Origin of the sequence: Gymnodinialimonas sp. 202GB13-11 (assembly GCF_040932485.1) — a bacterium.
GTDB lineage: Bacteria > Pseudomonadota > Alphaproteobacteria > Rhodobacterales > Rhodobacteraceae > Gymnodinialimonas > Gymnodinialimonas hymeniacidonis.
This window is the reverse complement of the sequence record NZ_JBFRBH010000001.1, coordinates 522528-548066: the sequence shown is the minus strand read 5'-3', so window position 1 is coordinate 548066 and position 25539 is coordinate 522528. Positions and strand designations below refer to the sequence as shown.

At 61.8% G+C, this 25539-nt stretch carries 23 protein-coding genes; 11 read left to right on the top strand and 12 right to left on the bottom strand.

Translation table 11 applies throughout. The features are described from left to right. Positions 1–90 precede the first annotated feature (90 nt). Positions 91–1374, top strand: a complete 1284-nt coding sequence (locus tag V8J81_RS02795) for a DUF3422 family protein (RefSeq protein ID WP_368474232.1) — start codon at positions 91–93, stop codon at positions 1372–1374. Here V8J81_RS02795 and V8J81_RS02790 read toward each other — a convergent pair whose 3' ends face one another. Together V8J81_RS02790 and V8J81_RS02785 are read right to left on the bottom strand one after the other, a co-directional pair. After that, positions 1375–2964: an AMP-binding protein gene (locus tag V8J81_RS02790; protein WP_439649860.1), complete on the bottom strand. Its 1590-nt coding sequence runs from the start codon at positions 2962–2964 to the stop codon at positions 1375–1377. Continuing rightward, on the bottom strand, positions 2954–3448 hold the full coding sequence (locus V8J81_RS02785; protein ID WP_368474231.1) for a hypothetical protein: 495 nt from the start codon (positions 3446–3448) through the stop codon (positions 2954–2956). Before V8J81_RS02785 ends, V8J81_RS02790 begins: the two co-directional genes overlap by 11 nt. A gap of 101 nt (positions 3449–3549) precedes the next feature. Between V8J81_RS02785 and moaA the strand changes: the two genes are divergently transcribed. Genes moaA through V8J81_RS02770 form a run of 3 tightly spaced genes read left to right on the top strand, consistent with a single transcriptional unit; the run spans position 3550 to position 5487 of the window. Further along, complete coding sequence (gene moaA, locus V8J81_RS02780; protein ID WP_368474230.1) at positions 3550–4560, top strand: GTP 3',8-cyclase MoaA; 1011 nt, start codon at positions 3550–3552, stop codon at positions 4558–4560. After that, positions 4561–4974 carry a hypothetical protein gene (locus V8J81_RS02775; RefSeq protein WP_368474229.1) on the top strand — a complete coding sequence of 138 codons (414 nt, stop codon included), beginning with the start codon at positions 4561–4563 and terminating at the stop codon, positions 4972–4974. 39 nt (positions 4975–5013) lie between these two features. Continuing rightward, complete coding sequence (locus V8J81_RS02770; protein WP_368474228.1) at positions 5014–5487, top strand: hypothetical protein; 474 nt, start codon at positions 5014–5016, stop codon at positions 5485–5487. A 321-nt stretch (positions 5488–5808) separates the two neighbouring features. Here V8J81_RS02770 and V8J81_RS02765 read toward each other — a convergent pair whose 3' ends face one another. From V8J81_RS02765 to V8J81_RS02750, 4 genes are all read right to left on the bottom strand, one after another. After that, positions 5809–6972, bottom strand: coding sequence for a M20 aminoacylase family protein (locus tag V8J81_RS02765; RefSeq protein WP_368474227.1), 1164 nt, complete (start codon positions 6970–6972; stop codon positions 5809–5811). Between the two features lie 61 nt (positions 6973–7033). Then, the gene (locus V8J81_RS02760) at positions 7034–8377 is read right to left on the bottom strand and encodes an NAD(P)/FAD-dependent oxidoreductase (RefSeq protein ID WP_368474226.1); all 1344 of its coding nucleotides are present in this window, start codon (positions 8375–8377) and stop codon (positions 7034–7036) included. Next, a complete protein-coding gene (gene argE, locus V8J81_RS02755) occupies positions 8374–9528 on the bottom strand; it encodes an acetylornithine deacetylase (protein ID WP_368474225.1) in 1155 nt (384 codons plus the stop codon). Before argE ends, V8J81_RS02760 begins: the two co-directional genes overlap by 4 nt. A gap of 4 nt (positions 9529–9532) precedes the next feature. Beyond that, entirely contained in the window at positions 9533–11353 is a 1821-nt protein-coding gene (locus tag V8J81_RS02750) for an ABC transporter ATP-binding protein (RefSeq protein ID WP_368474224.1), read from the bottom strand. A 268-nt stretch (positions 11354–11621) separates the two neighbouring features. Between V8J81_RS02750 and V8J81_RS02745 the strand changes: the two genes are divergently transcribed. From V8J81_RS02745 to V8J81_RS02730, 4 genes are read left to right on the top strand one after another with little or no spacing between them, the layout of a single operon-like run. After that, positions 11622–13340: a peptide ABC transporter substrate-binding protein gene (locus tag V8J81_RS02745; protein WP_368474223.1), complete on the top strand. Its 1719-nt coding sequence runs from the start codon at positions 11622–11624 to the stop codon at positions 13338–13340. A gap of 57 nt (positions 13341–13397) precedes the next feature. Beyond that, entirely contained in the window at positions 13398–13772 is a 375-nt protein-coding gene (locus V8J81_RS02740) for a hypothetical protein (protein ID WP_368474222.1), read from the top strand. A 1-nt stretch (position 13773) separates the two neighbouring features. Beyond that, a complete protein-coding gene (locus V8J81_RS02735) occupies positions 13774–14796 on the top strand; it encodes an ABC transporter permease (RefSeq protein WP_368474221.1) in 1023 nt (340 codons plus the stop codon). Beyond that, the gene (locus V8J81_RS02730) at positions 14789–15847 is read left to right on the top strand and encodes an ABC transporter permease (RefSeq protein ID WP_368474220.1); all 1059 of its coding nucleotides are present in this window, start codon (positions 14789–14791) and stop codon (positions 15845–15847) included. Before V8J81_RS02735 ends, V8J81_RS02730 begins: the two co-directional genes overlap by 8 nt. A gap of 18 nt (positions 15848–15865) precedes the next feature. On the opposite strand, the gene xseA is transcribed toward V8J81_RS02730, so the two are convergent. The 3 genes from xseA to V8J81_RS02715 form a co-directional block, all read right to left on the bottom strand. After that, positions 15866–17428: an exodeoxyribonuclease VII large subunit gene (gene xseA / locus V8J81_RS02725; RefSeq protein WP_368474219.1), complete on the bottom strand. Its 1563-nt coding sequence runs from the start codon at positions 17426–17428 to the stop codon at positions 15866–15868. Then, the gene (locus V8J81_RS02720) at positions 17429–18274 is read right to left on the bottom strand and encodes a glycine-rich domain-containing protein (RefSeq protein ID WP_368474218.1); all 846 of its coding nucleotides are present in this window, start codon (positions 18272–18274) and stop codon (positions 17429–17431) included. 84 nt (positions 18275–18358) lie between these two features. Next, entirely contained in the window at positions 18359–19009 is a 651-nt protein-coding gene (locus V8J81_RS02715) for a glycine-rich domain-containing protein (RefSeq protein ID WP_368474217.1), read from the bottom strand. Positions 19010–19200: 191 nt separating this feature from the next. Between V8J81_RS02715 and purD the strand changes: the two genes are divergently transcribed. Then, positions 19201–20463: a phosphoribosylamine--glycine ligase gene (gene purD, locus V8J81_RS02710; protein WP_368474216.1), complete on the top strand. Its 1263-nt coding sequence runs from the start codon at positions 19201–19203 to the stop codon at positions 20461–20463. Here purD and V8J81_RS02705 read toward each other — a convergent pair. Continuing rightward, the gene (locus V8J81_RS02705) at positions 20460–21146 is read right to left on the bottom strand and encodes a D-lyxose/D-mannose family sugar isomerase (protein ID WP_368474215.1); all 687 of its coding nucleotides are present in this window, start codon (positions 21144–21146) and stop codon (positions 20460–20462) included. The genes purD and V8J81_RS02705 overlap by 4 nt on opposite strands. A 173-nt stretch (positions 21147–21319) precedes the next feature. Here V8J81_RS02705 and V8J81_RS02700 point away from each other — a divergent pair, with 173 nt between their 5' ends. Beyond that, complete coding sequence (locus V8J81_RS02700) at positions 21320–23278, top strand: monovalent cation:proton antiporter-2 (CPA2) family protein (protein WP_368474214.1); 1959 nt, start codon at positions 21320–21322, stop codon at positions 23276–23278. On the opposite strand, the gene cobT is transcribed toward V8J81_RS02700, so the two are convergent. Further along, complete coding sequence (gene cobT / locus V8J81_RS02695) at positions 23275–24288, bottom strand: nicotinate-nucleotide--dimethylbenzimidazole phosphoribosyltransferase (RefSeq protein ID WP_368474213.1); 1014 nt, start codon at positions 24286–24288, stop codon at positions 23275–23277. The genes V8J81_RS02700 and cobT overlap by 4 nt on opposite strands. 83 nt (positions 24289–24371) lie before the next feature. Between cobT and cobS the strand changes: the two genes are divergently transcribed. Next, complete coding sequence (cobS, locus tag V8J81_RS02690) at positions 24372–25130, top strand: adenosylcobinamide-GDP ribazoletransferase (RefSeq protein ID WP_368474212.1); 759 nt, start codon at positions 24372–24374, stop codon at positions 25128–25130. Here cobS and V8J81_RS02685 read toward each other — a convergent pair whose 3' ends face one another. Next, on the bottom strand, positions 25131–25406 hold the full coding sequence (locus tag V8J81_RS02685; RefSeq protein ID WP_368474211.1) for a glycine zipper 2TM domain-containing protein: 276 nt from the start codon (positions 25404–25406) through the stop codon (positions 25131–25133). Between the last annotated feature and the right edge of the window lie 133 nt (positions 25407–25539).

The window sequence follows — 25539 nt, the reverse complement described above, 5'->3', positions numbered from 1 at the left end:
CGTTATAAACATTAGATTTTCCGGTTTACACTACTGTCAAAGCGCCTATGTGTGCACTCACACGCACTTGGCAGGAAAGCCCAAAGGCCCATGCCCATCGAAGACCATCCGCTGCGCTATCAGCTCGCCAATGAACTGCATGCGCGCCCCTTCCCGTCCGTTACCTGCCCCGGCCAAGCCGTCTATCTCGCCATCAAGCAGCCGAAAGAGGCCGCCAAGCGCGACAGGGCCGTGGATCGGGCGCATTTGCTTGCGTTGCTCGATCGCTTCGGCGCGCAGCACCCCAGCCCGGACGCGACCCACTTCTTCGCACGACTGGGTCGCTTTCACCTGAAATGGGAAAGCCATACCGAGTTCGTGACCTACACGGCGTTTCTTGAAAACGGAGCCGACCGCCCCTTTGACCCCGCCGCGTGGGAGGTCTTCCCGGAGGATTGGTTGGCCGAAGCGCCAGGCGCGCGGATCACCTCGGCCCATATTCGGTACGTGGAAGCGCCGAAGGATGAAGCTGAGATTGCCGAAAACCTGACAGAATGGTTTGTCCCCGAGAGCCTGACGGCCGCGCGCGTGCTGGATGACAGCGCGATCATCGCCGGCGATTTCCGTATCGACAGCGCCGGTCATATGCGGTTCGCCGTCTTCACCAAACCCGATACCGGCAACCGGCGCATCGGGCGTATCGTGCAGCGCATTTGCGAGATCGAGACCTACAAATCGATGTCCATGCTGGGCTTCCCGCGCGCCCACGAAATCTCACGCCGCATGGGTGAGATTGATGCGAGCCTGTCCACTTTGGTCGGCGATCTGACCGGCGACATTCGGAAGCCAGACGAGACATTGAATGACCTACTTCTGGCCGCAGCCGAATTGGAAAAGCTGCAATCCGAAAGCGCCTTCCGGTTCGGGGCGACCGGCGCATATGAGGCGCTGGTTAACCAGCGCATCAAGGTCCTGCGGGAAGAACGGTTTGAAGGCCGCCAGACCTTTGGCGAATTCATGATGCGCCGGTTTGATCCGGCCATGCGGACGGTGAAATCCACCGAAGCACGGCTGGGAAGCATGACAGACCGCGCCATCCGGGCGGGCGATCTCCTCAGAACGCGCGTCGATGTGGACCGCTCCGCGCAGAACCAGCAATTGCTGGAGTCGATGGACGCGCGTTCAGACCTGCAACTGCGGCTGCAAAAGACGGTTGAGGGGCTGTCGATTGTCGCGATCAGCTACTATGCGCTGAACCTCGTCGTCTATCTGTTGAAGCCGCTCGCCGAACCGCTTGGCACGACCGAGACGGTACTGACCGCAGCGGCCGTCCTGCCGGTTGTGTTTGTCGTCTGGCTAATCGTCCGCTCCATCCGGCGCAGTATCGAGAAATAGTTAGCGATCCCGCAAAGCGCGGCGTAGTATCTTTCCCGTCGCCGTCATCGGCAGGCTCTCGGCTCTAACAATCCGGCGCGGCACAACATGGGCCGACACCTTGTCGCGCACCAAGGCCTTCAGCGCATCGTCCGTGACCTCCGCGCCCTCGCGCAGCACCACATGGGCGACGACAATCTCGGTCCGCACCGGATCAGGTTCGCCGACGACAGCAGCCAGTGCCACGTCCGGGTGTGCGCAAAGCGCCTGTTCGATCTCCACCGGCCCGATCCGGTAGCCCGCCGACGTGATCACATCATCATCCCGCGCATGGAACTCCATCTGCCCATCACCCCGTAGCGTCGCCAGATCACCCGTCCGCAACCAGCCGTTCACCACCTTCTTTGCCGTCGCCTCCGGCTTGTTCCAATAGCGCAGCATCATCACCGGATCCGGTGCGCGCACGCAAACCTCGCCGACTTCGCCTTCTCTGGCCGGCACGTCCCCTGCCCCCAGCACGGCCACCTCATGCCCTGGCACCGGCAACCCCATGGCACCGGGCACCCGCGACATCACGCCGTCGCAGGCCGAAACCACCAAGTTCGCCTCCGTCTGCCCATAAAACTCGTTGATCGGACTCCCCAGCGCCTCTCGCCCCCAACCCAGCAAGTCCGCGCCCAATGCCTCTCCGCCCGAGCCAATCGCCCGTAGCATCAAGCCACCCGGCGCATCCGACTGCTGCATCAAACGCAGAGCGGTTGGCGGCAAAAACGCCGCCGTCACCCCCTCACGCCGCATCAGGTCAAACGCAAGTTCCGGCTCAAATTTCGCAAACCGGTGCGACATCAGCGGCACGCCGTAGAACAAGCACGGCATCGCCATATCCATCAGCCCTCCGATCCATGCCCAATCCGCAGGCGTCCATCCCACGTCACCGGCCTGTGGAAAGCCGCCATAGGCCAGTTCCAGACAGGGCAGGTGCCCATAAAGGAACCGATGCGCGTGCAACACGCCCTTCGGATCACCCGTGGTGCCGGACGTATAGATCATAACAGCTGGGTCTTCGGCAGATGTCGCAACGGGCCGGAACCCTACCGCCGTCTGTGACATGGCCGCGTCCAACCCCAACTCACCGCTGCGTGCCGTGGTCGATACGACCACCACATCACCTGCCACGGCGCGCACCTTATCCTCGAACGCACCATCGACGATCACCACCGCCGCTCCGCTGTCACTCAGCCGGTAGCGCAGCGCATCTTCCCCGAACAAGGTGAACAGCGGCAGCGACACAGCGCCCAGTTTCCACGCCGCCAGATGCGCCACCAGCACCCGCGGGTTCTGCGCCATGGCAATCGCCACGCGGTCCCCGCGCCCGACACCCTGCGTCGCCAAAAACGCCGCCAAACTGTCTGTCGCCTGCTTTAGCTGCCCGTAGGTCCAGACCTCATCGGGCGGCCCGATATGGCGCACAGCGACCTGATCCGGCGCCTCACGTGCCCACCGGTCACAGCAAATCTCCGCCAGATTCAGGGCGTCTGGAATATCCCACCGGAAACGGGCCCGCATCGTGGGCCAATCGCCAAGCTCCGGGATCAGCGGCCTATTCGGCAATAACCGTCACCGTGGGCAGACCAGTCAAATCCAGCCCCAAGGCCTGGAACGCCGCCAACGACAAGCGGGAGCCTGAGCCGCGTTCGCCGCCCGAAGGCCGCCCCGTCACTTCAACCGTCGTGCCATTTGGGGCAACCACCGTGACCACCCGCTCCCGGTCGACCAGCGGCGTCTCGATCCACAAGCCCGGCACCGTCGCGTCGCCGAGACTCGCCACCGTGAACCCGCGCACCGCATCGCCAGCCGCCGTATCACCCTCGGCCACCGCCGCCGCGCGCACGCTCGACTCCGCAGGCGCGATATCTTCTGCCGCAGCCTCACCCACAACTGCCTCGGTGATCACCTCGCCACTCGCTTCCGGCACATCCGGCGCATCTCGCGCAAACGGGCCGGAGCTGGCTGAGCCGCCCTCGAACATCCCGCCCAAACCACCAGCGCATCCGGCCAAGCCCAAAATGGCCGCACCCAGAACCAAATGTTTCATCTCGCACCTCGTCAAAGCCTGTTGCGCCAGATGCTAAGGGCCACCACCCGCCCCCGCAACCGTGACTTGCCCCGGCCCGCGCCCACGCATACCTTCCGCCCATGGATCAAGCTGCCCCCCTCATCGACCCGTTTGCGCGCGCCATCACCTACCTGCGCGTTAGCGTCACGGACCGCTGCGATTTCCGCTGCGTCTATTGCATGTCCGAGAACATGCAGTTCCTGCCGAAGAAAGAGCTTCTGACGTTGGAGGAGCTTGATCGCATGTGCTCCACCTTTATCCGGCTTGGCGTGCGCAAACTGCGCATCACCGGGGGGGAACCGCTGGTGCGCCGCGATATCATGACCTTCTTCGAGGGCATGAAACGCCACCTCGATGCGGGTACGCTGGATGAACTCACGCTTACCACAAACGGCAGCCAACTGGCGCGCTTTGCCGAGCCCCTGGCAAAAGCTGGTGTCAAACGCATCAACGTGTCCCTCGACACTCTCGACGCCGACAAATTCGCCGCTATCACTCGCTGGGGCCGCCTGAAACAGGTGCTCGATGGCATCGACGCGGCACAAGCTGCTGGCCTACGCGTAAAGATCAATGCAGTCGCTTTGAAGGACTTCAACGAAGACGAACTGTTTACCCTGCAGGAATGGTGTGCCAGCCGCGACATGGACCTGACCTTTATCGAGGTCATGCCGATGGGCGATCTCGGCAATGAAGACCGGCTCGACCAGTACTGGTCGCTCAAGGATCTGCGCGCGCGTCTGGCCGAAAAGTTCACGCTGACCGACCTGCCCCTGCGCACGGGTGGCCCGGCGCGATATGTGGAGCTTGCACAAACCGGACAGAAAATCGGCTTCATCACGCCGCTCACCCACAATTTCTGTGAATCCTGCAACCGCGTGCGCCTGACCTGCACCGGAGAGCTTTACATGTGCCTTGGCCAGGAAGACATGGCCGACCTCCGCGCGCCCTTACGCGCATCCGAAGGCGATGCGCTTCTGGAAGACGCTATTCGCAAGGCCATCAGTCTCAAGCCCAAAGGCCACGACTTCGATTATTCCCGGCAGGCTGTGGATGGCCAGATGAGCCGCCACATGAGCCATACAGGCGGCTGAATGCCAGAGCTTTGGATACGCTTCGACAAGACAGACGCGGCCATTAAGGGCGACGATTATGTCGAGCTGATGATGCTGACTGGTGAGCCGTTCGATTCCCTGTTTGTGGCCCATGGGCAAAAGCCCCTGCTGGACCTGTTCGGATCAACCCGGCAAGAGCACGAGATACTCAACGAAGCGATGCCGGCGCATATGCGACGTCCCTGGCAGCCTTCTGACAGCCCCTGGACAGAAGCCACCACTGGCCTTGCCATGTGTCGCAATCTTCGCCGCGCCATGGACACCAGACCTGAGGACTTCGATCTGTGGCCCGACATGGTCGCGCATGTGAAAGAGGTGCTTGAACCCTTCGAACGGGTCTTGGCGCGTGCAGAAAACCGTGGTGCGCGGTTTCAGACCTTTAGCGATTTCTGACGCAGACATCTGATGTCCCCACACCAACCTCCCGGGCGCATGCGCGCCGCGTTCGCGCTTGCATTGGCCGGGGCCACATCCCTTTTGGCGGTCTTGCTGGCTCACGAAATCCTGACCTTCGGCGCGCCCGGTCATGGCCTGATCAATGCCGACCGCTCCATCTGCCCCGACATCGCCTGCCCAACAACCGGCATGATCGTGGTCGCCCATATCGCGAAAGCCATCGGCGCGGCGTTTCTGTTCGGCATCATCGGCGCGGTCTGGATCTCCGGACGCACGCGCATCGCCGTCGCCACCGTCGCGTTCAGCTTGCAATACCTCTGGTCTCTGGTCGGCATGGCGTCGGGCTATCGCATCCATTTCGGCACTACCTGGGCCTGGTGGGAACCGTTTACAGAGCTGCTCTGGCACCCGGCCCTGACGCTCGCATTAATGGTAGCAGGCCTCGCCCTTCTGTTCGCCCTTGACCGCCTTCTGAACCGCCTGGCACACGAGCCGCCGACCGCCCTCTGATCCCGGGTCAAGGATCGGCAAAGCCGACGGCCAAAGGCCGCTTGTCCTTGATGCGGGAGCGGTGGGCAGGACACTCGATAAGGCGCGTTCAGGGCAGACTTGTCCCTGAACCGCTTCTCAGCGGAAATCCAACCCCCTTATAAAGCACCGACATCCAGCAATGAAGCGCAACCACGCGCGCGGGGCGTCGGGGTGGGTGGGTGGGCGACGCCCGCGCGCGCCTGTGGAACAGATTTCATAGTAAACGCTTCGTTAACTAAACCGTTTTTTCATTTCTAAATCCGATACTTAGCCCCTCTGCTCACGCGTGAGCAGCCCCTCTCAGGCCGCCGGCATCCGCCGCTCTACGATCTCCGCCCACCAGGAACAGCCCGCCGGAATGGCCTCATCGTTGAAGTTGTATTCCGGGTGATGAACCATTGCCGTGTCGCCGTTGCCGACCAGGATATAGGCCCCCGGGCGCTCTTCCAGCATGAAGGCAAAATCCTCACCCCCCATCACAAGCGGCGCGTCGATGCATTCACCCGAGACTTCGCGCGCGACTTCGGCTGCGAATTCCGTCTGTTCCTCGGAGTTCACCATCACCGGATAGCCGCGCACATAGTCGACCTCAGCCCGTCCACCGAACGTGGCCGCAATCCCTTCGCAGATCTCGGGAACGCGCTTGTTGGCGAGATCCCTGTTCTCCGCCGACATGGTCCGCACAGTGCCTTTCATCGTGACCGTTTCCGGGATCACGTTGAACGCCTTCGACTCCGTTTCAAACGATGTGACCGACACCACAATCTGGCTCACCGGATCAGCGTTCCGCGCGGCAATCGTCTGCAACGCCGTCACTGCATGAGCCGCCATCACGGTCGTATCAATCGTCTCCTGCGGTTTGGCGGCGTGGCCACCGAGGCCTTTGAACTTCACCTCAAACGTATCCGTCGCCGCGAAGAATGCACCCGAGCGGATGGCAAATGACCCTACCGGGCGGCCCGGCCAGTTGTGCATCCCGTAGACCTCGTCGATGCCGAAGCGTTCCATCATCCCGTCGTCGCACATCTCCTTGCCGCCGCCGCCGCCTTCTTCGGCGGGCTGGAAGATCACCGCGACCGTACCGTCGAAATTGCGTGTCTCGGCCAGATATTTCGCGGCGCCCAAAAGCATCGCGGTATGCCCGTCATGGCCACATGCATGCATCGCGCCTTCGGTCTTCGACGCGTATTCCAGGCCCGTCGCCTCAAAGATCGGCAAGGCATCCATATCCGCGCGCAATCCGATCACGCGGCCTTTTGTATCTGACTTCCCCTTGATGATCCCAACTACACCCGTGCGCCCGATGCCGCCCACAACCTCATCACAGCCGAACGCCTTTAGCTTTTCTTCGACCAACGCACTTGTTCGATGGGTCTCAAAAAGGATCTCGGGGTGCATGTGGATATCCCGGCGCCATTCGGTGATTTCGGGCAGAAGCTCGGCGAAACGGTTCTTGACGGGCATGGGATATCCTCCGGTGTTGCGTGAGAGCTGGAGAGTGCCACCGCACCCCACGGGCTGCAATTCAAATGTTAGGGCCCGGCACAAGGCGCGAGCCGTCGCTGAAGCGTACCATGGAAAAACGGGACAGGTCGTGGCCCGGATCTTTCCCCCGCGCCATGTCAGCCAGAATGCGGCCAAAGGCGGGGCCGATGCCAAAGCCATGGCCGCACATGCCCGACGCGACGATCAAGCCAGGGATTTTTGCAACATGATCGACCACGGGCACGACATCGGGAAGCACGTCGATCATCCCGGCCCAGACATCCGCATGGGTGACGTGGCCCATGTCGGGATAGGCCTGCGCGAACCGCCTTTTCACCTCGCTGACCTTTTCGCGGTTCGGCTCAGGGTTCAGGACACGCATCCGCTCGAACGGGCTGAGCTCATCGTGGCGCCATAAGCGCGGCGTGCCGGGCGCGTCGGGGAACCCTTTTGGCTGGGGGCCACGCAGATGCACGTCAAACTCGCCCTTTATGGCCAAAGGCAGGTAGTGCTTCAGATGCCGAAACACGTCTTTGCCCAGGAACAGCTCTGAAAAGCCGGACGGCGCAAGGGTATAGCCGCCATCCTCGCGCGGGCGCATGGCCATGCGGTCGTCAGCTGCCGCAGATGGCATGATCTGAGGCAACGGCCCCGTCGCAAGCGCAGTGGAGCGCACGGAAAGCTGGGGGATGTCGACGCCGTGACGATTGAGAAACAGGGAGGACCAAGCTCCGCCCGCCAGCACCACCTGTTCACAAGCGATTGTCCCAGCTTCGGTAATCACGCCTGAAACGGCGCCATTCGTCCTTTCTAACGCGCGCACGGCACAGCCTTCGAATACCTGCGCACCGCTCTCTGTTGCCAGCCGAGCCAACTCCGGCACGGCAACCCATGGTTCGGCCTTCATGTCCGTGGGAGTGTGCAATCCGCCGATCCAAGGGCCGATAGGATCCCCCAAAATCTCGCGCATTTTTGCGCGGGTCATCAAATGGCTGGTCACGCCCAACGGACGAGCTTGATCGAGCCATGCCGCGTACCCGGCCATTTCAGCGTCCCTGCGGGCAAGATAGCTGACGCCGACCTGCCGCACTCCCATCCGGCCTTTTGTTTCAGCATCAAGGGCCTTCCACAGCTCTTGTGCCTCTTGCGCGATCGGGATTTCGGCCATGTCACGGCCTTGCACGCGGATCCAGCCCCAGTTGCGACTGGATTGCTCGCCTGCGACATATCCCTTTTCGAGGACCACGACGCGCAGGCCGGCGCGGGCCGCAAAAAGCGCGGTTGAGACGCCGATGACCCCGCCGCCAATGACGGCAAGGTCTACCGACGCAGGCAATTCGCCACGGAAGGGCTTGGGTGGCGGACGCCGAAAAAGGGCCGTCATGCCAATTCGGTTAGAAGGTTTTCCATGAACGCTTCACCCTGCCGGAACTGGTCCAGCGTGATGAATTCATTCGGCTGATGCGCCTGGTCGATATTGCCGGGGCCACACACGACGGCGGAATAGCCGCCAGCCTGAAACTGCCCGGCTTCAGTGCCAAAGCTCACGACGCCCGTGCCATTGCGCCCGGTCAGGCGGCGGACCATAGCCTCGGCCTCGCCCTCATCCTCGGCACACAGGCCCGGCACATCCCAACGCGGGGTGACGGTGATCCCAGTCTCGGGCCGGACGGCTTTCATGCCAGCTTCGATTTCAGCGATCTTGCCAAGGATCTTCGCTTTCCACTCCGCCACATCGTCCGTGGGCAAAGCGCGCAGACCGAACATGAACTTGCAATCCTTGGCGGTTATGTTGTGGGCGGTGCCGCCTTCGATCATGCCAACATGGAGCGTGGAGAAATTCGGATAATAGGGGCTGTCGGGATCAGCGGCGGCGGCGCTCGCCTCATTCTGTTCATTGGCCCATTGGATCAGGCGCGCGGCCTCCATGATGGCCGACACGCCGTCGGGTTGGAGGGACGAATGGATCTCGAATCCGTGGAAATGCAGGTCGAACCCGGTGCCGCCCTTATGACCATTGATGATGCCCATTTCGGTCGGCTCACCGATAATGGCCATCGACGCCTTGGGCACCACGCCCTGCATCGCTTCGATCATCGGGGGCGCACCGACGCAGCCCACCTCTTCATCGCGGCTGAGTGCCAGCTGTACGGGCCGCGTCACGCCGCGCCGTTTCGCCTCAACCACGGCCCAGATCGCGAGCGCGTCAAAGCCCTTCATGTCACAGGTGCCGCGTCCGTAGAGCTTTCCGCCCTTCTCGGTCACGGTGAACGGGTCGGTGTCCCAAGCCTGGCCATCGACCGGCACTACATCCGTATGGCCCGACAGGATCACGCCGCCGTCTTCCTCCGGCCCGATATGTGCGAATAGGGAGGCCTTTTGCCCCGTCTCGTCATAGTCGCGGGCTGCCGAAATGCCGTGATCATCCAAGTATCCCTCGACCCAATCGACAAGGCCCAGATTACTATCCCGGCTGACGGTCGGGAAGCTGACGAGCTTTTCCATCAGCGCGCGTGGCGAGAGTGTTTCGGCCATCGGATCAGTACCCGCTATCGGTGGTCAGGATCATGTGGCCCGGGCCAACTTCGCGGTATTCGGAAGGCGCCGGAACGTAATCAAGCGGGTGGACCGGCGACGGGATCGGTTTGAAATTCAAATCCTTATCGGTTTTCCGCTGCGCGGGGTCTGCAACCGGAACGGCGCTCAGAAGCGCCTGCGTATAAGGATGTTGTGGGTTTTCGAAAATCGCCTGCCGCGGCCCAAGCTCCACGATCCGGCCCAGATACATAACGCCCACATCATGGCTGACCCGTTCGACCACGGCCATATCGTGAGAAATGAACAGGTAGCTCAGGCCCATTTCCTGCTGCAACTCCATCATCAAGTTCAGCACTTCGGCCTGCACTGACACGTCGAGGGCCGAGACGGCCTCATCCGCGATGATAAGCTTGGGTTGCAGGGCCAGTGCGCGGGCAATCGCCACGCGTTGGCGCTGACCGCCCGACAGCTCGTGCGGGTAGCGTTGCATGTAGTCACGCGGCAATTGCACCCGGTCGAACAGGGCGGCGACCTTGTCGGTGCGTTCCTGCGCGCTGAACTGGCCGTAGTTGACCAAAGGCTCTGCCACCTGAATGCCAAGGCGCATTTGCGGGTTCAGCGAGGCAAACGGATCCTGGAAGATCATCTGCATGTCTTGGCGCGCGCGCCGCAGCTGGCTTGGCGTCATGGCACGCACATCGGCGCCGTCCAGTTCAATCGTGCCGGATTCAGGTTCCACCAGCCGCAAGATGGAGCGCCCGCAGGTGGATTTTCCGCAACCGGATTCGCCCACAAGCGACAGGGTGCGCCCGGCATTCAGGCGAAGGGAAACATCCTCGACCGCGTGAACCTGCGCAACTGTGCGCCGCAACAGGCCGCCGCGTACAGGAAAGCGGGTCACGAGGTTATCGACCTTCAAAAGCAGCTTTTCGGTGCCCTCGATCGGTTTCGTGGGCTGCCCCTCCCGCCCCAATAGCTTCATCGGCTCAGGCAAATCCTTGCCGCGCATTTCGCCAAGCTTTGGCACTGCCGCCAAAAGCGCCTTGGTGTATTCGTGCTGCGGGTCGTTGAAGATTTGCTCAACCGGCCCCTCTTCGACCTTTCGCCCCCGGTACATGACGATCACGCGGTCGGCCATTTGCGCGACCACGGCCATATCGTGGGTGATGAACAGAACGCTGGTGCCCGTCTCGTTCTTGAGCCGGTTAATGAGCGCCAGAATCTCAGCCTGGATGGTCACATCAAGCGCCGTCGTCGGCTCATCTGCTATAAGAATGCGCGGCTCGCAGGCGAGTGCCATGGCAATCACGATGCGCTGGCGCATACCCCCGGACAGCTCATGGGGATATTGTTGCAGGCGGCGCTCAGGCTCGGGGATGCGGACAAGATTCATCAGCTCCAGCGCACGCGCCCGGGCCTTCTCACCGCTCATGTTCAGATGCTTGCGCAGGCCTTCGGTCAGTTGCCGCTCGATTGTGAAGACTGGATTCAGGGCCGTCATCGGCTCCTGAAAGATCATGCCGATGTCATTGCCACGGATCGTGCGCATCGCGCCTGTGCCTTGCTTGGCAAGGTCCACAGGCTCTTTCCCGCCGCGGTCAAACAGCAACTCCCCGCCTGCTATTTCACCACCGCCAAATTCCACAAGACGCATCAGCGACAGGGACGAGACCGATTTGCCCGACCCGGATTCGCCCACAATGCAGACAGTTTCGCCGGGCTGAACGTCGAACGAGACATCCTCAACCCCCACGACCGTGCCGTTCTTTGTCTCGAACTCCACCCGCAGGTTGCGCACTTGGGCAATGGGCTGATCCAGCATGGGGCGGCTCTCTCCTGAAGGGATGATGCAGTGACGGTAGGACCGCGCCGGAATGCTGTCAAATTCTACGATTGCCCATTGATTGAGCATGACGCCACGGCAGAAGGCTTGCTTTTTCGCGGCGTTAAGCAAACGATGCAGGAATTGGCAGGGTGTGTTGTCCATCGCTTGCGGCGGAAAACACCAGCCACCAGAAAGACGAGTATGCGCCGGTAAGGCGATATGCCCATCAGAGGCAAGAGCGTCCAACAAGGAGAGAATGACACCAATGACACGCAAAATTCTTATGCTCGGAGCGGCCGCACTGGCCATGGCTCCGATGGCCGCCTGGGCCGACGGGCACCTCGCCCGCGGCGGGTCGGGCCACCTAAACATCATCTATTGGCAAGCGCCTTCGACGCTGAACCCGTACCTTTCGGGCGGCACGAAAGAGGTCGAGTCGGCCTCGCTGGTGCTGGAATCGCTCGCGCGCTTCGATGACACCGGCACGATGGTTCCGTGGCTCGCCGCGGACATTCCGACCGTCGAGAATGGCGGCGTGTCCGAGGATCTGACGCAGATCACTTGGCAGCTTCAGGAAGGCGTGACCTGGTCGGATGGCACACCGCTGACCGCGGCAGACGCCGTGTTCACCTGGGAATACTGCACCCACCCCGAAGGCGGCTGCGCGCAGGCCAGCTACTTTGATGGTGTAGAAAGCATCGTGGCCGTTGATGATCTGACGATCGAAATCAACTTCGCAGCACCGACGCCGTTCCCCTACACCGCGCTTGTCGGCTCGGAGAGCCCGATCATTCAGGCCGCTCAGTTCGCTGACTGCCTTGGCGCGCGTGCACCGGAATGCACCGAGGCCAACTTTGGCCCCATCGGCACCGGCCCGTTTGTGGTGACGGACTTCCGCCCGAACGACGTGATCGAATTCGCGGCAAACGACAATTACCGCGTGCCGGATCAGCCGCACTTCGCAACCGTGACCTTCAAAGGTGGCGGCGATGCGACGGCAGCCGCACGTTCGGTTCTGGAAACGGGCGAGTTTGACTACGCCTGGAACCTGCAGATCGACCCGACGATCCTCGCGCAGATGGAAGCGCAAGGAAACGGCACGGTTGTGACCGCATTCGGTACGTCCGTTGAGCGTCTGCACATGAACCAGCTCAACCCCGACCCAGCCCTGGGCGACATCCGCTCCACCGCTGAGGCAGGCGCGCACCCGTTCCTGACCAACCCGGTGATCACGCAGGCCATGTCGATGGCCATCGACCGTGCCCTGCTGGTGGAAGTCGGCTACGGCGCAGGCGGACAGCCCACCTGTAACGTCCTTCCGGCGCCCGAGCTTTATGCTTCGACCGCCAATGATGGCTGCCTCGTGCAGGACATCGCCGGTGCAAACGCGCTGCTCGATGAAGCTGGCATTCTCGACACCGATGGCGACGGCGTTCGGGAATACGAAGGCACGCCGCTGCGCGTTCTCTACCAGACTTCGACCAACGCCGTCCGTCAGGACACGCAGGCGCTGGTTAAGCAGTGGTGGGCAGAAATCGGCATCGACGCCGAGCTGCGCAACATCGACGCGTCCGTCTTCTTCGGCGGCGATCCGGCATCCCCGGACACGTTCCAGAAGTTCTATGCAGACGTTGAGATGTACACCAACAACTTCGCTGGTGTGGACCCGCAGGCCTATATGGCCAACTGGGCCTGTGACGAAATCCCGTCGCCTGCAACGCAGTGGCAGGGTTCCAACATCCAGCGCTTCTGCTCCGAAGACTATGATGCCCTGATCGACGAAATGGCCGGCACGGCTGACCTCGCGCGTCGCGGTGAACTGGCCATGGCGATGAACGACATGCTCGTTCAGTCCGGCTCGATCATTCCGCTGATCCACCGTGGCGGCGTGTCCGCACACGCCAACTCCCTCGGCGGCATCCGCATGTCCGACTGGGATTCGGAGCTGTGGAACATCGCCGAATGGCACCGCATCCCCGAGTGATGTGATCACGGCCCGCGCGGGGTTCCTCGCGCGGGCCAATCTCTGCACCAGAACCCCATGACTTTAGCCGTCCTCCCGTTGGCCCTTGGCCTGACCGCCCTCGCGCAGACCGCGAGCGCATTTGGCGCGATGGATTGTGTCGGGTCTGATTACTGCAGGACAGACGGATGCACCCAATCCTTCATGGTTCTCGGCATCACCTTCGACTGGACCGCGCAATCCGCGACCGTCGAGATGGCCGGAGAAACCACCCGCCTCGACCTCGCCATGAACGACCTGAGCGCTGATATGTCTTCGGGCGCTCTGACCTACATCAACACGGACAATGCGGGCATGATCCTCGAATTCGACGCACAAGGCATCGAGATGACGCTCTATTCCAGCGACGGCATCAGCCACATCGCTGCATGTTCTGCACGAGAGGCCGCCTGAGATGCTAACCTACACCATCCGCCGCCTGATCCTTGCTGTCCCGACGTTGCTGTTCATAAGCTTCATCATCTTCATCATCGTGAAGCTCAGCCCGTCGGACCCAACCGCAGGCCTGCCGCTGACCATCCCGCCAGAGGTGCGCGAACAGATCCGCGAAAGCCTTGGCGTGAACGACCCGCTTCTGATCCAATACTTGAAATGGCTGAAGCTGATGGTGTGGGACGAACCGTTACACGCCATCGACGGCTGGTTCGGCACGGCATGGGCACCCGATGGGCCGCGCATCATCTCGTACCAGACCCGCGCGCCCGTCTTTGAATGGGTGGGAGAGCGGATGCCGCAGACCCTGTGGGTCGTGGGCACGTCTTACATCGTGGGCGTTGTCATCGCCCTGCCCCTCGGCATCATCTCGGCCTACAAGCAATACTCGGTCTTCGACCAGCTAGGCACGTTCATCTCGATGCTCGGCTTCTCGGTTCCGACCTTCTTCACGGGCGTTCTGTTCATCGTGATCTTCTCGGTTTGGATCGATCAGGACAGTATCTTCTGGCTGCCCTCGGTCTACGACACGACACTTGAGGTCGTGGATTGGGAGACGTTCAAAACCCAGTTCCGGCAAATGATCATGCCGGTGATGGTTCTGGGATTGTTCAACGCCGCCCAGATCAGCCGTTACATGCGGGCCTCCATGCTCGACAATCTCAATCAGGATTACGTGCGCACAGCCCGCGCCAAAGGGTTGGGCGAGAAAACAGTGGTGCTGGTCCATGTGCTGCGGAACTCGATGATCCCGGTGGTCACTGTAATTGCGCTGAACGTGCCCGCCGTCTTTGGCGGCGCAATCATCACCGAGCAGGTCTTCAAGGTGAACGGCATCGGACAACTTCTGATCGTTGCTATTCAGGCGGGCGATGTGCCCGTCGTGCAGACTGTCAGCTTCATCTTCGCCGTGCTGATCGTTCTGTTCAATCTGATCGCCGACATACTCTACGGCGTGCTGGACCCGAGGATTCGCTATGACTGAAGCTGTCCCCCCCCAAGCAGATGCCGGCGTCTCCCGCACCATTCAGGAACGCCCCCCCCGCAACCAATGGTTCGACGTCTGGGATCAATTCAAAACCCACAAGGGCGCGCTCTTCGGACTGGGCTTCTTCATCTTCGCTTTGGCCTTCATCCTGATCGGCCCGCTGATCTGGACGGTCGATCCGCAATACGCCGATATCCGCGCCCGCAACTCGAACCACATTCTCGTCTGCCTTCGCCCCGGGGCCGAGACGTGGGGGGATTGGTTCCGCTTGATGACGAGCTGTTTTGCAGCACCAGAGGAGTTCAGCCGTGCCAATCCGGGGCTGTTCCTGAAAGTCTCCTGGGCGCATCCGCTTGGCACCGATCAGTTGGGCCGCGACATGCTTGCGCGCCTGATGACCGGTGGGCAGACCTCCATCGCTGTGGGGCTAACGGCTATGTTGCTGGCCCTGTTCTTCGGCACGATGATCGGCGTATTGGCGGGATATTTCCGGTCGCTCGACGGGATTCTGATGCGCCTGACCGACCTGTTCCTCGCCATCCCGCTATTGCCATTGCTGCTGGTTATCATCATGCTGTTCCGTGATCAGCTTCGAAATGCCTTCGGTCCGGAGGGCGGGATATTCGTGCTGATCGTCGTGGTGATCGGCCTGACGTCCTGGATGCAAACGGCCCGCGTGGTGCGCGGGGACGTGCTTGCCCTGAAGGAGCGGGAGTTCGTTCTGGCCGCGCGGTCCATCGGCACCAAATCGTCGAACATGATTGGGCGGCACATCCTGCCCAACGTTATGTCGGCGATCATGGTCTCGGCCACGCTTGGCATTGCCAACGCGATCATCACTGAATCCGCCCTGTCCTTCTTGGGCCTCGGCTTCCCTTCGGATTTCCCGACATGGGGCCGCATCCTGTTTGATGGCACCGATTGGCTTAGCTCTTACCCCGAACGGGTGATTTGGCCCGGCGTCTTCATCTCGCTGACCGTGCTGTCAGTGAACTATATCGGAGACGGCCTGCGGGACGCGTTGGACCCGCGCATTCGTGGCCGCTGAACACTTGGACGGGGCTGCCTAAAAAAGGCTGCCCTGCCCGCCCCCGGGCTCAGGCTTCTTAGGCGTTTTCCGAGGCGCAGCTTTGGGGGCGGCCCCAGTTGGCGTCACGCCCAAGCGACCGTCCGAGAACTCAATCTCAAGCGCCGGGTGCGCTTCAGCCTCAGCCTTTTGGGTTAACACCGCCTCGCCCGACCGGATCACGGCATATCCGCGCGCGAGCGTCTGCTTATAGCCCAAGGTCGTGCGCAGCCGTTCAAGGCTTTCCATCTTTTCCCTGCGCCGTGCGACTGACACTTCAGCGACCTGCGCGAAGCGGGCGGAGGTCGTGCGCAACCCTTCCTCCATCCTCAACGTCCTCGCAGCCAGGCGTTGCGGATCAAGCTGCCAGCGCGCCAGCGTACGCCGCCCTTCGCGCACCAGCGCCTCCAGCCGGGCCGGGCTGAGCCGACCTGCGCTGCGCCCAAGCTCCAACCGTTTTGAGGCGACCGCCCGCTCCAGTGCCGGGTCCAGCCGTGCGGCCAAACGGTCCAGCCGCGCGCGGGCTTCCTGCGTGCGTCCTTTGAGGGCCGGGGCAAGGCGCAGCGCTGCAAGGTCAAGCCGCTGCCTCGGCGCTTCCAACAGCGCATCGGGGCGTGGAAGCGCACGGCCCACATCCCGCACCCTCTGCGTGCGCGCTGCCAGCCCGCCTGTCATGGCGCGGGTCAGGATACCTTCCTGCTGCCGCAGCCAGTTGAGCATATCCATGCGCACCGGCACCGCCTTTTCCGCCGCTCCCGTGGGCGTCGGCGCGCGGTAATCAGACGCAAAGTCGATCAGCGTCGTATCGGTTTCGTGGCCAACCGCCGAGATCAAAGGAATGACGGACTCCGCCGCGGCTCGCACGACCGCCTCTTCATTGAAGCCCCACAGATCCTCGAGCGAGCCGCCACCGCGTGCCACGATCAGCAGGTCGGGCCGGGGCAAGGCTCCTCCGGGCGTCATTGCATTGAAGCCACGGATCGCCCGCGCCACTTCTGGAGCGCAACGTTCACCCTGAACGGCCACAGGCCAGATCAGAACCTTGCGGGGGAAGCGATCGCGCAGTCGGTGCAGGATGTCGCGTATCACGGCACCTGAGGGAGAGGTCACAACGCCGATCACTTCCGGCAGAAACGGCAACGGCTTCTTGCGTGCCTCGTCAAACAGCCCCTCGGCGGCGAGCGCCTGTTTGCGCTTCTCCAGCATCGCCATCAAAGCACCAGCACCCGCCGGGCGAATATCGTCGATCACCAATTGGTATTTCGATTGGCCGGGAAAGGTTGTGAGGCGACCCGAGGCGATCACTTCCATCCCTTCTTCCGGTTGGTGGGCAAGCCGCGCCGAAACGCCCTTCCAGACGACACTCGCCAGAACGGAGCGGTCATCTTTCAGGTCAAGGTAGATATGCCCAGACCGGGGCCGTGATAACCGTCCGACCTCACCCCGCACCCGCACATGCGAAAAGGCCCCTTCAACGGTGCGCTTCACCGCCCCTGAAATCTCGGACACCGTGAATTCCGGCGCGTTGCCGCCCGGTGCGTCGTCGTCGATCAGGTCATCCATTCAATCGCCACCCCCGCAGCCACCACAGCCACCGCCACCGCCACCATCGCTGTCGCCATCACCACCGAACATAGCCCAAAAGCCGCCGCTGCTCGATTTATCGTTGTCATCGCGGCTGTGTTTGCTGCTGGAACTGCGCCCACTTCCGCTGCTTGAGGAGCCGCCATCCCGTCGGTCACTGGGATCCGAACTGTCGTAATCGTCCTCAATCCACAGGTCACCGTCTCGCTCAGTGCGCGTGCGCTGCTTGCGGCGGCGTCGGGGGTTGAGAAGCACCATGAAGAAGATGATCCCCGTTCCAAGCGCGATCAAGGCGATCAAGTGGCTGTAGTCTACAATCGTCAGGACCAGCGAAATGGCGAAGGGCCAAAACGCGATGAAGGCCGGTGAACTCGTGATCGATCCGCTTTCTTCCACAGCGAAACCACGCGCCGTGCGCACATGGTTGCGCGCCCAGATATCGGCGGGTGGCTCTTCTCCGAACTCAGCCTCATAGAGCGCTTTGGTCGCGGCGAATTGGTCGCGGTAGCGCGGCATCACTTCTTCGCCAGCGCAGGGTTGGTGATGCACTGGCTTGCCGATGACATTGGGGCAAAGGTCTTCCCAGTAATCGCGTGTGAAGGTCAGGTGCATATGCCAGGCCGCGTCCACAATCTGGCTAGGTGTCACCTGCCGGTCGCTGACTTGGGTCAGGTAAAGGAACCGGCGATATTCCTCGATCACGCGGGCGGTGAAGTGCGCGCTCCACCCTTCGGCGCGTGCCAGTTTGACGGAATAAGGCGCGCTTCCCGGCCCCTTGTCGAATTCAAAGGCGCTCAGCCGCGCCCAAAGCTCCGGGTTCCGCATGGTCTGCGTCCCTTTTCTGCTCGTTATGCCTGGGTTGATGATAGCGATAGGCAGCCTTGCGCGTCCACGACGAATGCAGGTGCGTCAGTCGCCACAGCCGCCACCATCGCCAGACCCGCAATCGCCTGCGTCGTTGTCGGCGAATGGGTCACCGGCTTCGAAAGTTAGCGAGTACTCGCCGCCCGGCGTCATGCCGTAGAGGATTTTGGCAATGGCAAGAAGCGGGATCGCAGTGAACGCCAACGCGAAGAGTGGTGGAGCATCTCCGCTTGAGAGCATATTCAGCCCATACGCCAGAAAGAGGCTGGTGAAGAGCAGTGCGCCGATGCTGCCAGCGCGCGTTTGCTGTCGCCAGATACCGCGCGGCGGGGTGCCGAACTTCAGGCGATAAGCCTCGACCGTTGCCTTGTAATCCTCCAGGTGTGCGGTGCCTTCCCCACCGGGGCTATGGTGGATGGGCTTGCCAATCTTGGCACACAAGCCGTCCCAATAGTCCCGGCTGTGCTGCATATGCTGATGCCAGACCAGATCAACGGCCTTCGACGGCACGTTGCGGTCGTCTCGCGTGGCACAGAGGTAGAGGAATTTTCGATATTCCTCGATCGCGGTCCCCGCCGTTTCGCGCTTGATCCGGTGTTCAGCCATCAGCTGTTCGGCAAAGGATCGGCCCGTCGCATCGGCGGGCATTGGGTGGTTTGAAATCAGCTCCCATAGCTGATCTTTACGAGAGGTCATCGGAGCCTCCTATGGTTTCACTTTTCATGCCTGCAAGATAAATGTGCTTTATGACGGTTTCATGACAATGCATCCGCCCCGCCAAACCGCACCATTTACCCGGTTCCTTGCGTGTCAGGCTCGCCCCGCCTAAACCCTCGGCTCAAGAATCCTGCACTTGAAAGACCCGCGCCAAGAAGGGGCCAGACACCATGAACATCCTGATCCTTGGCTCTGGTGGCCGCGAACATGCCTTGGCCTGGGCCGTGTTGCAGAACCCGAAATGCGACCGCCTGATCGTGGCACCGGGAAACGCCGGAATTGCGCAAATCGCGGATTGTGCAAGCCTAGATGTGAACAACCCAGCCGCCGTGTGCGAGTTCTGCGCCGAGGAATCCATTGATTTCATCATCGTCGGGCCCGAGGCGCCATTGGCGGCGGGCGTTGTGGATATGTTGACGGATGCCGGATTCCTGACATTTGGGCCATCCAAAGCGGCTGCTGAACTTGAGGCCTCCAAAACCTTCACCAAGCAGATTTGCGATGCCTCCGGCGCACCGACAGCCGCTTGGGCCCGCTTCAGCGAAGCCGCCCCTGCAAAGGACTATATCCACCAGCAAGGGGCGCCCATTGTCGTGAAGGCTGACGGTCTGGCGGCTGGCAAAGGCGTGGTCGTTGCTATGGACGAGGCAGAGGCTCTGTCCGCCATCGACGACATGTTCGGCGGAACCTTTGGCGCGGCAGGCGCGGAGGTAGTGATTGAAGAATTCATGGACGGTGAAGAGGCCTCTTTTTTCATCCTCTCCGATGGCGAAAACGTTCTGCCCATCGGCACTGCCCAAGACCACAAGCGCGCTTATGACGGTGACGAAGGCCCCAATACAGGCGGCATGGGCGCATATTCCCCTGCCCCTGTGCTGACCGAAGCGCTGCAGGAAAAGGCACTGGCTGAGATCATTCGCCCCACCGTGGCTGAGATGGCCAAGCGCGGGACGCCTTATGCAGGCGTTCTTTATGCAGGTCTGATGATCAAAGACGGCCAGCCGCGTCTTGTCGAATACAATGTGCGTTTCGGCGACCCCGAATGCCAAGTGCTGATGATGCGACTTGGGGGGCAGGCCCTCGATTTGATGTTGGCCTGTGCGGAAGGCAGGCTTTCCCAAGCGCAGGTGAACTGGGCCGACGATCACGCGTTGACGGTCGTCATGGCCGCGGAGGGTTATCCGGGCAGTTACGAAAAGGGCAGCGTGATAAAGGGGCTGGAGGCTTCGCCAGAGACCTCATCGCAAATGGTCTTCCACGCTGGCACAACTGCGCAGAAAGGTGCGATCACTGCCACGGGCGGACGGGTTCTGAACGTCACGGCGCGAGGCGCAAGCCTGCAAGAGGCGCGCGATCAGGCCTACGCGATGGCCGAGCAGATCGACTGGCCCGAAGGCTTCTATCGGAAAGACATCGGCTGGCGCGCGCTTTAGGCGAGCCATTTCCCATAGTCCGACACCAGCAGGTGCGTCGGATCGACATCTTCCTCGATCTCCGCAAAACGTCCCAATGGCTCACGGAACCAATTGTCCGTCTCATCATCATTAACGGTCGAGACCTCGCCAATCAGAACATCCCCACCTTCGCCCCAGAAGGCGTGCCAATCCCCAGGCATCAGCGTCACGGATTCACCCGGCGCGAACCGCAGCACTTCGCCGGGTGCAAAGGTCCGTTCAATCCCGTCACACATCACGACGCCGCCCGCATTCGGGTCACATGACCCATCCTCAGCCGAGCCGAACAGCTCAATCGCCAAAGTTGCCCCGCCACGGTTGATGATGTCTTCAGCCTTCAGGTAGTGCCGGTGCATCGGGCTGATCTGATCCGTCTTTGAGATCAACAGCTTCTCGGCATAACACATGCCGCCGCCCTTCTGCAGATCGCTCAGCCGTCCGTTGCGCAGGGTGAACAGGAACAGGCCCAATTCGTCGAATTTCCCCTGTCCGTAATCGGTGATGTCCCAGCCCATGCGCCCGTCGATCACCGCGCGCGCGCTGTCTTTCCGGTCGACAAACTCGCCGGGTGTCCAATACGCAAATGGCGGCATGACAAAGCCGAAGGACCGCATGAACGCATCAGCCTCGGCCATAATCTCGTTGATCTCGGATCGTTTCATTGTCTCACCCCATGGTCGCGCGCTCTCTTTTCCTCACAATCGCACGCTGCACACAAGGGCAGAACGCCGAAACTTGCCGAAACCGAAGCATCTCTAAACCTGCGCAATCGGTCCTCGCCGCACAGCACCTGAGCCGCTAGGCTGGTGACCAACACGTCAAAACAGGGTGCGTAATGGAAGAAACCCTCCTTCAGGCGACGATTTACCTTGGTGCAATGCTGATTGCGGTGCCGATCTCCGTACGCTTCGGCCTTGGATCGGTCCTTGGCTACTTACTGGCGGGCATCGCCATCGGGCCCGTGCTTGGCCTAGTTGGCGGATCGGAGACCGAGCACCTCCAACACTACGCAGAATTTGGCGTTGTCCTGATGCTGTTCCTAATTGGGCTTGAGCTTGACCCTCGCGCCCTATGGGAAATGCGCAAACGCTTGCTTGGTTTGGGTGGAAGCCAGATCGCCTTGTCCATTCTGGTGCTCGCCGGAGGTGCGGCGCTTCTGAACCTCGCAACACCTTTGGCCTTTGCCATCGGGATCACACTCGCGCTCAGCTCAACCGCGATTGTGCTGACAACACTTACCGAAAAAGACCTCATGCGCACGCCGGGTGGCCGTGGGGCCTTCTCTGTTTTGCTCACACAGGACATCGCCGTGATCCCCGCACTGGCTTTTCTGCCGCTCCTCGCTACGGCCTCAGCGGTGCGCTTCAATGAAGACGGCTCTATCGCGCGTCTGGCGGAGGATGATCACCATTCCATGTCACTGGTCGAAGGTCTGCCCGCCTGGGGTGTGACCCTTGTCACGCTTGCCGCCGTCGTGGGCGTGATCCTTGCGGGCCGCTACCTGTCGCCCCTGATCTTTCGCATCATCCACGCCACCCGTCTGCGCGAACTGTTCACGGTCGCCGCCCTCGTTATCGTTGTGGGTATTGCCGTTCTTATGCTGCTGGTCGGCCTCTCCCCCGCCCTCGGTGCGTTTCTGGCAGGCGTCGTGCTCGCGAATTCCGAGTTCAAGCATGAGCTTGAGGCAGACATCGAACCGTTCAAGGGCCTGCTCCTTGGGCTGTTCTTCATAACCGTGGGCGCGGGCATCAACTTCGGCACGTTCTTCAGCATGCCCTTCCTGATCCTTGGCCTCACGATTGCGGTCATGGCGCTGAAGGGCCTAATCCTTTACGCCATCGCGCGGGTCAGCCGCCTGCACGGGCGGGATCGGTGGCTGTTCACGCTCAGCCTTGCGCAGGCCGGTGAATTCGGCTTCGTTCTTGTTGCTTTCGGGGTTCAGCAGGCCGTCTTTCCGGACCGCATCGCGGAGATCCTGCTGCTGATCGTGGCGCTCTCGATGCTGTTCACGCCGCTCAGCTTCATCCTGTACGAGAAAATCAGTGCGCGCTTGAACGAAGGCGGCGAAGATGCGCCCGGCCATGATGAAATTGATGATGAGGCGCCCATTATCATCGCGGGCATTGGGCGTTTTGGCCAGGTCGTCAACCGTATGGTCCGGGCCGCAGGCTTCAAGGCCGTTGTCCTCGATTCAAACCTTGAGACCATCCGCCTGATGCGGCGCTTTGGGTTAAAGAGTTTCTTTGGCGACCCGACCCGCCCCGAATTGCTCAAGGCCGCCGGGATCAACACGGCAAAGGTTCTCGTTGTCGCGGTCGACGGCAAGGCCTCCGCCGTCAGCCTTGTGCGCTATGCGAAGCGGCACAATCCCGACATCTCCGTCGTGGCCCGCGCCCATGATCAGCTGCATGTCTATGAGCTTTATGAGGCCGGGGCCGACCATATCGTACGTGAGATTTTCGACAGCGCCCTGCGTGCGGGCCGCTACGTCCTAGAAGATATGGGCCTAAGCGATTATGAGGCTCACGAGACGGAAATCGCCTTCTACCGCCATGACCGCCACAATCTCCGCGAACTGGCCGAGGTTTGGAAACCCGGCGTGCCGGTGACCGAAAACAAGGCCTACATGACCCGCGCACGTGAGCTGACCGACAATCTCGAAAGCGCGATGGCTCAGGTCTTTAGCGAGATGGGTGACGAAAGCGCCGATCCAACGGTGCGGGCTTCGGGCGATGTCAGTGCGCTGTCCGGCGTTGATATGGCACGCAGGCCCGGTGGCACCAAACGGCGTTAACCGTCAGATACACCGGCCTCTGCAAAGCTCGCCATGCCGGAATGGCAGGCGAGCGCGCCCTTTAGCACCTGAATGGCCAAGGCCGCGCCCGAGCCTTCTCCGAGGCGCAGGTCCAGCGACAAAAGCGGCGACTTGCCCAGATGCTCCAACATGCGGATATGGGCCTGCTCGGCAGAGGCATGGCCCGCAATTGCATGATCCAGCGCGCCTTCTGCCGTGCGATGCAATACTGCCGCCGCTGCTGTGCAGATGAACCCGTCCAGGATCATCGGTATCCCTTCCGCGCGCGCCCGCGCCATGGCGCCAACCATGCCCGCAACCTCGCGCCCGCCAAGGCAACGCAGGGCTTCCAACGGGTCAGACGCAGCGCTGGGGTTAGCCGCCAGCCCCTTCGCCACGACATCCGCTTTCAGGGCAACGCCCGCTTCATCCACACCGGTCCCGCGCCCGGTCCAATCCGCCGGATCGCCACCATAAAGCGCATGGGCAATGGCCGCAGCAGAGGTCGTATTCCCGATCCCCATTTCGCCAACCACCAACAGGTCCGCCCCCGCATCTACAGCGTTCCAGCCGGTATTGAACGCGGCCATGACCTCGGCCTCGCTCATCGCTGGTCCTTGAGTGAAGTCTGCCGTTGGACGGTCCAACTCAATCGCATGGACCGACATCTTAGCGCCCGCCAGGTCCGACAGCTGGTTGATTGCCGCCCCGCCTGCCTCGAAATTGGCGACCATCTGAACCGTCACTTCCGGCGGGAAAGCCGACACACCGCGCGCGGCAACGCCATGATTGCCTGCAAAGACAAGCACTTGCGGCGCCTCAATCCGGGGCCGCGCATCCCTTCGCCACGCGGCATACCAGATCGCGATCTCTTCCAACCGCCCCAAGGCCTCGGGGGGCTTGGTCAAAACCGAATTCCGCGCCTCTGCAGCTTCGCGTGCGGCCGTATCGGGCGAGGTCGCCTCTTGCAGCCGGGAACGGATGTCGGAAAGGCTTTGCAGTGCGGTCATCTGAGGGCATCCCTTGCGTTGCAGGTTCGAAATCGTGTTTAGCGGAGGGCACACCGCCCAAGGGCGGCAAAAAGGTCAAACTGATGTCTGATACCGACGCCTTCTTTCCGCAACCCCGCGATGTGATCCGCGCCTTCCACCTATTGTCGCGCCTGCCGCTGCCGGGAGGTGATGCGGAACGTGCAGCGGCCTCAGCCTGGGCCTGGCCATTGGTTGGCGCGACCATCGCAGCGCTACAGGTCGGGCTGGGATGCGGTCTGATGGCCCTTGGCGTTCCGGTCTGGGCGGCTGCCGGTCTGGCAGTGGCCTTGGGTGTCGTTCTGACGGGTGGCCTGCACGAGGATGGCTTGGCCGATTGCGCCGATGGCTTCTGGGGCGGCTTTGACCGCGACCGGCGGTTGGAAATCCTGAAGGACAGCCGCGTGGGAAGCTACGGTGTACTGGCCATGGTCTTCGCCGTCGGCCTGCGCTGGGGCTTGCTAGCCAGCCTTTTGCCAGTTGCGCCCTTGGCCCTGATTGCCGCCGCCATGCTCAGCCGTGCGCCCATGGCACTGCTGATGGCCCGAATGCCGTTCGCACGCGAAGGTGGATTGGCGAACCATGTAGGTCGTCCGCCCTTGGCCTCAGCCGGGTTGGCGGTCGCAATCGCTGTTGTAGGGGGGATGATCTATGCGGGCTTTTGGCCCGGCTTGCTGGCCGCTGTGATTGTCGGCATAGCTGCCATTTTGGTGGGGTCGCTTGCCCGCGCGAAGATCGGCGGGCAAACGGGGGATGTGTTGGGCGCGGCGCAGGTCATCGGCGAAATTGCCGCGTTGCTGACGCTTGCCGCAGCCCTTGCCTGATTAGCGGCAGGCCGACACGTAGTAAGTGCCGTCACCGTTCGAATAGGCGCACTGACCGGTCTGCGTGTTGCGCGCAACCTGCGTGCCCACGGCTGCACCGGCGACGGTGGCCAGGATCGTCCACTGCGGGTTGGCGTTGAACGCATCAGCCAGAAGCAGGCCGGCACCGGCACCGCCAAGCAGGCCGAGGTTCGAGCGGTCTTGCGGCGAAAGCGGCTGACACGCGCTGACGGCAACAGCTGCAATCAGCAGCACGGGTGCGATAACTTTTTTCATAAGGGGTCTTCCTTTCAGTGATGGGCGTGGTGCGCCCTTTGGTAATACGTTCCACGTTTCCCTGAGTTCCTTGTTAGCACAGAAAAAAACCTGCCGCGAGGCCGCGGCAGGTCAGGAAAACCGGTAACAAAGC

Coding starts and splice junctions, on each gene's coding strand:
- V8J81_RS02745 (WP_368474223.1), top strand. CDS start 11,622: ATGACACGCAAAATTCTTATGCTCGGAGCGGCCGCACTGGCCATGGCT.
- cobT (WP_368474213.1), bottom strand. CDS start 24,288: ATGACCGCACTGCAAAGCCTTTCCGACATCCGTTCCCGGCTGCAAGAG.
- moaA (WP_368474230.1), top strand. CDS start 3,550: ATGGATCAAGCTGCCCCCCTCATCGACCCGTTTGCGCGCGCCATCACC.
- V8J81_RS02730 (WP_368474220.1), top strand. CDS start 14,789: ATGACTGAAGCTGTCCCCCCCCAAGCAGATGCCGGCGTCTCCCGCACC.
- V8J81_RS02685 (WP_368474211.1), bottom strand. CDS start 25,406: ATGAAAAAAGTTATCGCACCCGTGCTGCTGATTGCAGCTGTTGCCGTC.
- V8J81_RS02765 (WP_368474227.1), bottom strand. CDS start 6,972: ATGCCCGTCAAGAACCGTTTCGCCGAGCTTCTGCCCGAAATCACCGAA.
- V8J81_RS02750 (WP_368474224.1), bottom strand. CDS start 11,353: ATGCTGGATCAGCCCATTGCCCAAGTGCGCAACCTGCGGGTGGAGTTC.
- V8J81_RS02705 (WP_368474215.1), bottom strand. CDS start 21,146: ATGAAACGATCCGAGATCAACGAGATTATGGCCGAGGCTGATGCGTTC.
- V8J81_RS02775 (WP_368474229.1), top strand. CDS start 4,561: ATGCCAGAGCTTTGGATACGCTTCGACAAGACAGACGCGGCCATTAAG.
- xseA (WP_368474219.1), bottom strand. CDS start 17,428: ATGGATGACCTGATCGACGACGACGCACCGGGCGGCAACGCGCCGGAA.
- V8J81_RS02735 (WP_368474221.1), top strand. CDS start 13,774: ATGCTAACCTACACCATCCGCCGCCTGATCCTTGCTGTCCCGACGTTG.
- V8J81_RS02795 (WP_368474232.1), top strand. CDS start 91: ATGCCCATCGAAGACCATCCGCTGCGCTATCAGCTCGCCAATGAACTG.
- V8J81_RS02715 (WP_368474217.1), bottom strand. CDS start 19,009: ATGACCTCTCGTAAAGATCAGCTATGGGAGCTGATTTCAAACCACCCA.
- cobS (WP_368474212.1), top strand. CDS start 24,372: ATGTCTGATACCGACGCCTTCTTTCCGCAACCCCGCGATGTGATCCGC.
- V8J81_RS02760 (WP_368474226.1), bottom strand. CDS start 8,377: ATGACGGCCCTTTTTCGGCGTCCGCCACCCAAGCCCTTCCGTGGCGAA.
- V8J81_RS02785 (WP_368474231.1), bottom strand. CDS start 3,448: ATGAAACATTTGGTTCTGGGTGCGGCCATTTTGGGCTTGGCCGGATGC.
- argE (WP_368474225.1), bottom strand. CDS start 9,528: ATGGCCGAAACACTCTCGCCACGCGCGCTGATGGAAAAGCTCGTCAGC.
- V8J81_RS02700 (WP_368474214.1), top strand. CDS start 21,320: ATGGAAGAAACCCTCCTTCAGGCGACGATTTACCTTGGTGCAATGCTG.
- V8J81_RS02740 (WP_368474222.1), top strand. CDS start 13,398: ATGACTTTAGCCGTCCTCCCGTTGGCCCTTGGCCTGACCGCCCTCGCG.
- V8J81_RS02770 (WP_368474228.1), top strand. CDS start 5,014: ATGCGCGCCGCGTTCGCGCTTGCATTGGCCGGGGCCACATCCCTTTTG.
- purD (WP_368474216.1), top strand. CDS start 19,201: ATGAACATCCTGATCCTTGGCTCTGGTGGCCGCGAACATGCCTTGGCC.
- V8J81_RS02720 (WP_368474218.1), bottom strand. CDS start 18,274: ATGCGGAACCCGGAGCTTTGGGCGCGGCTGAGCGCCTTTGAATTCGAC.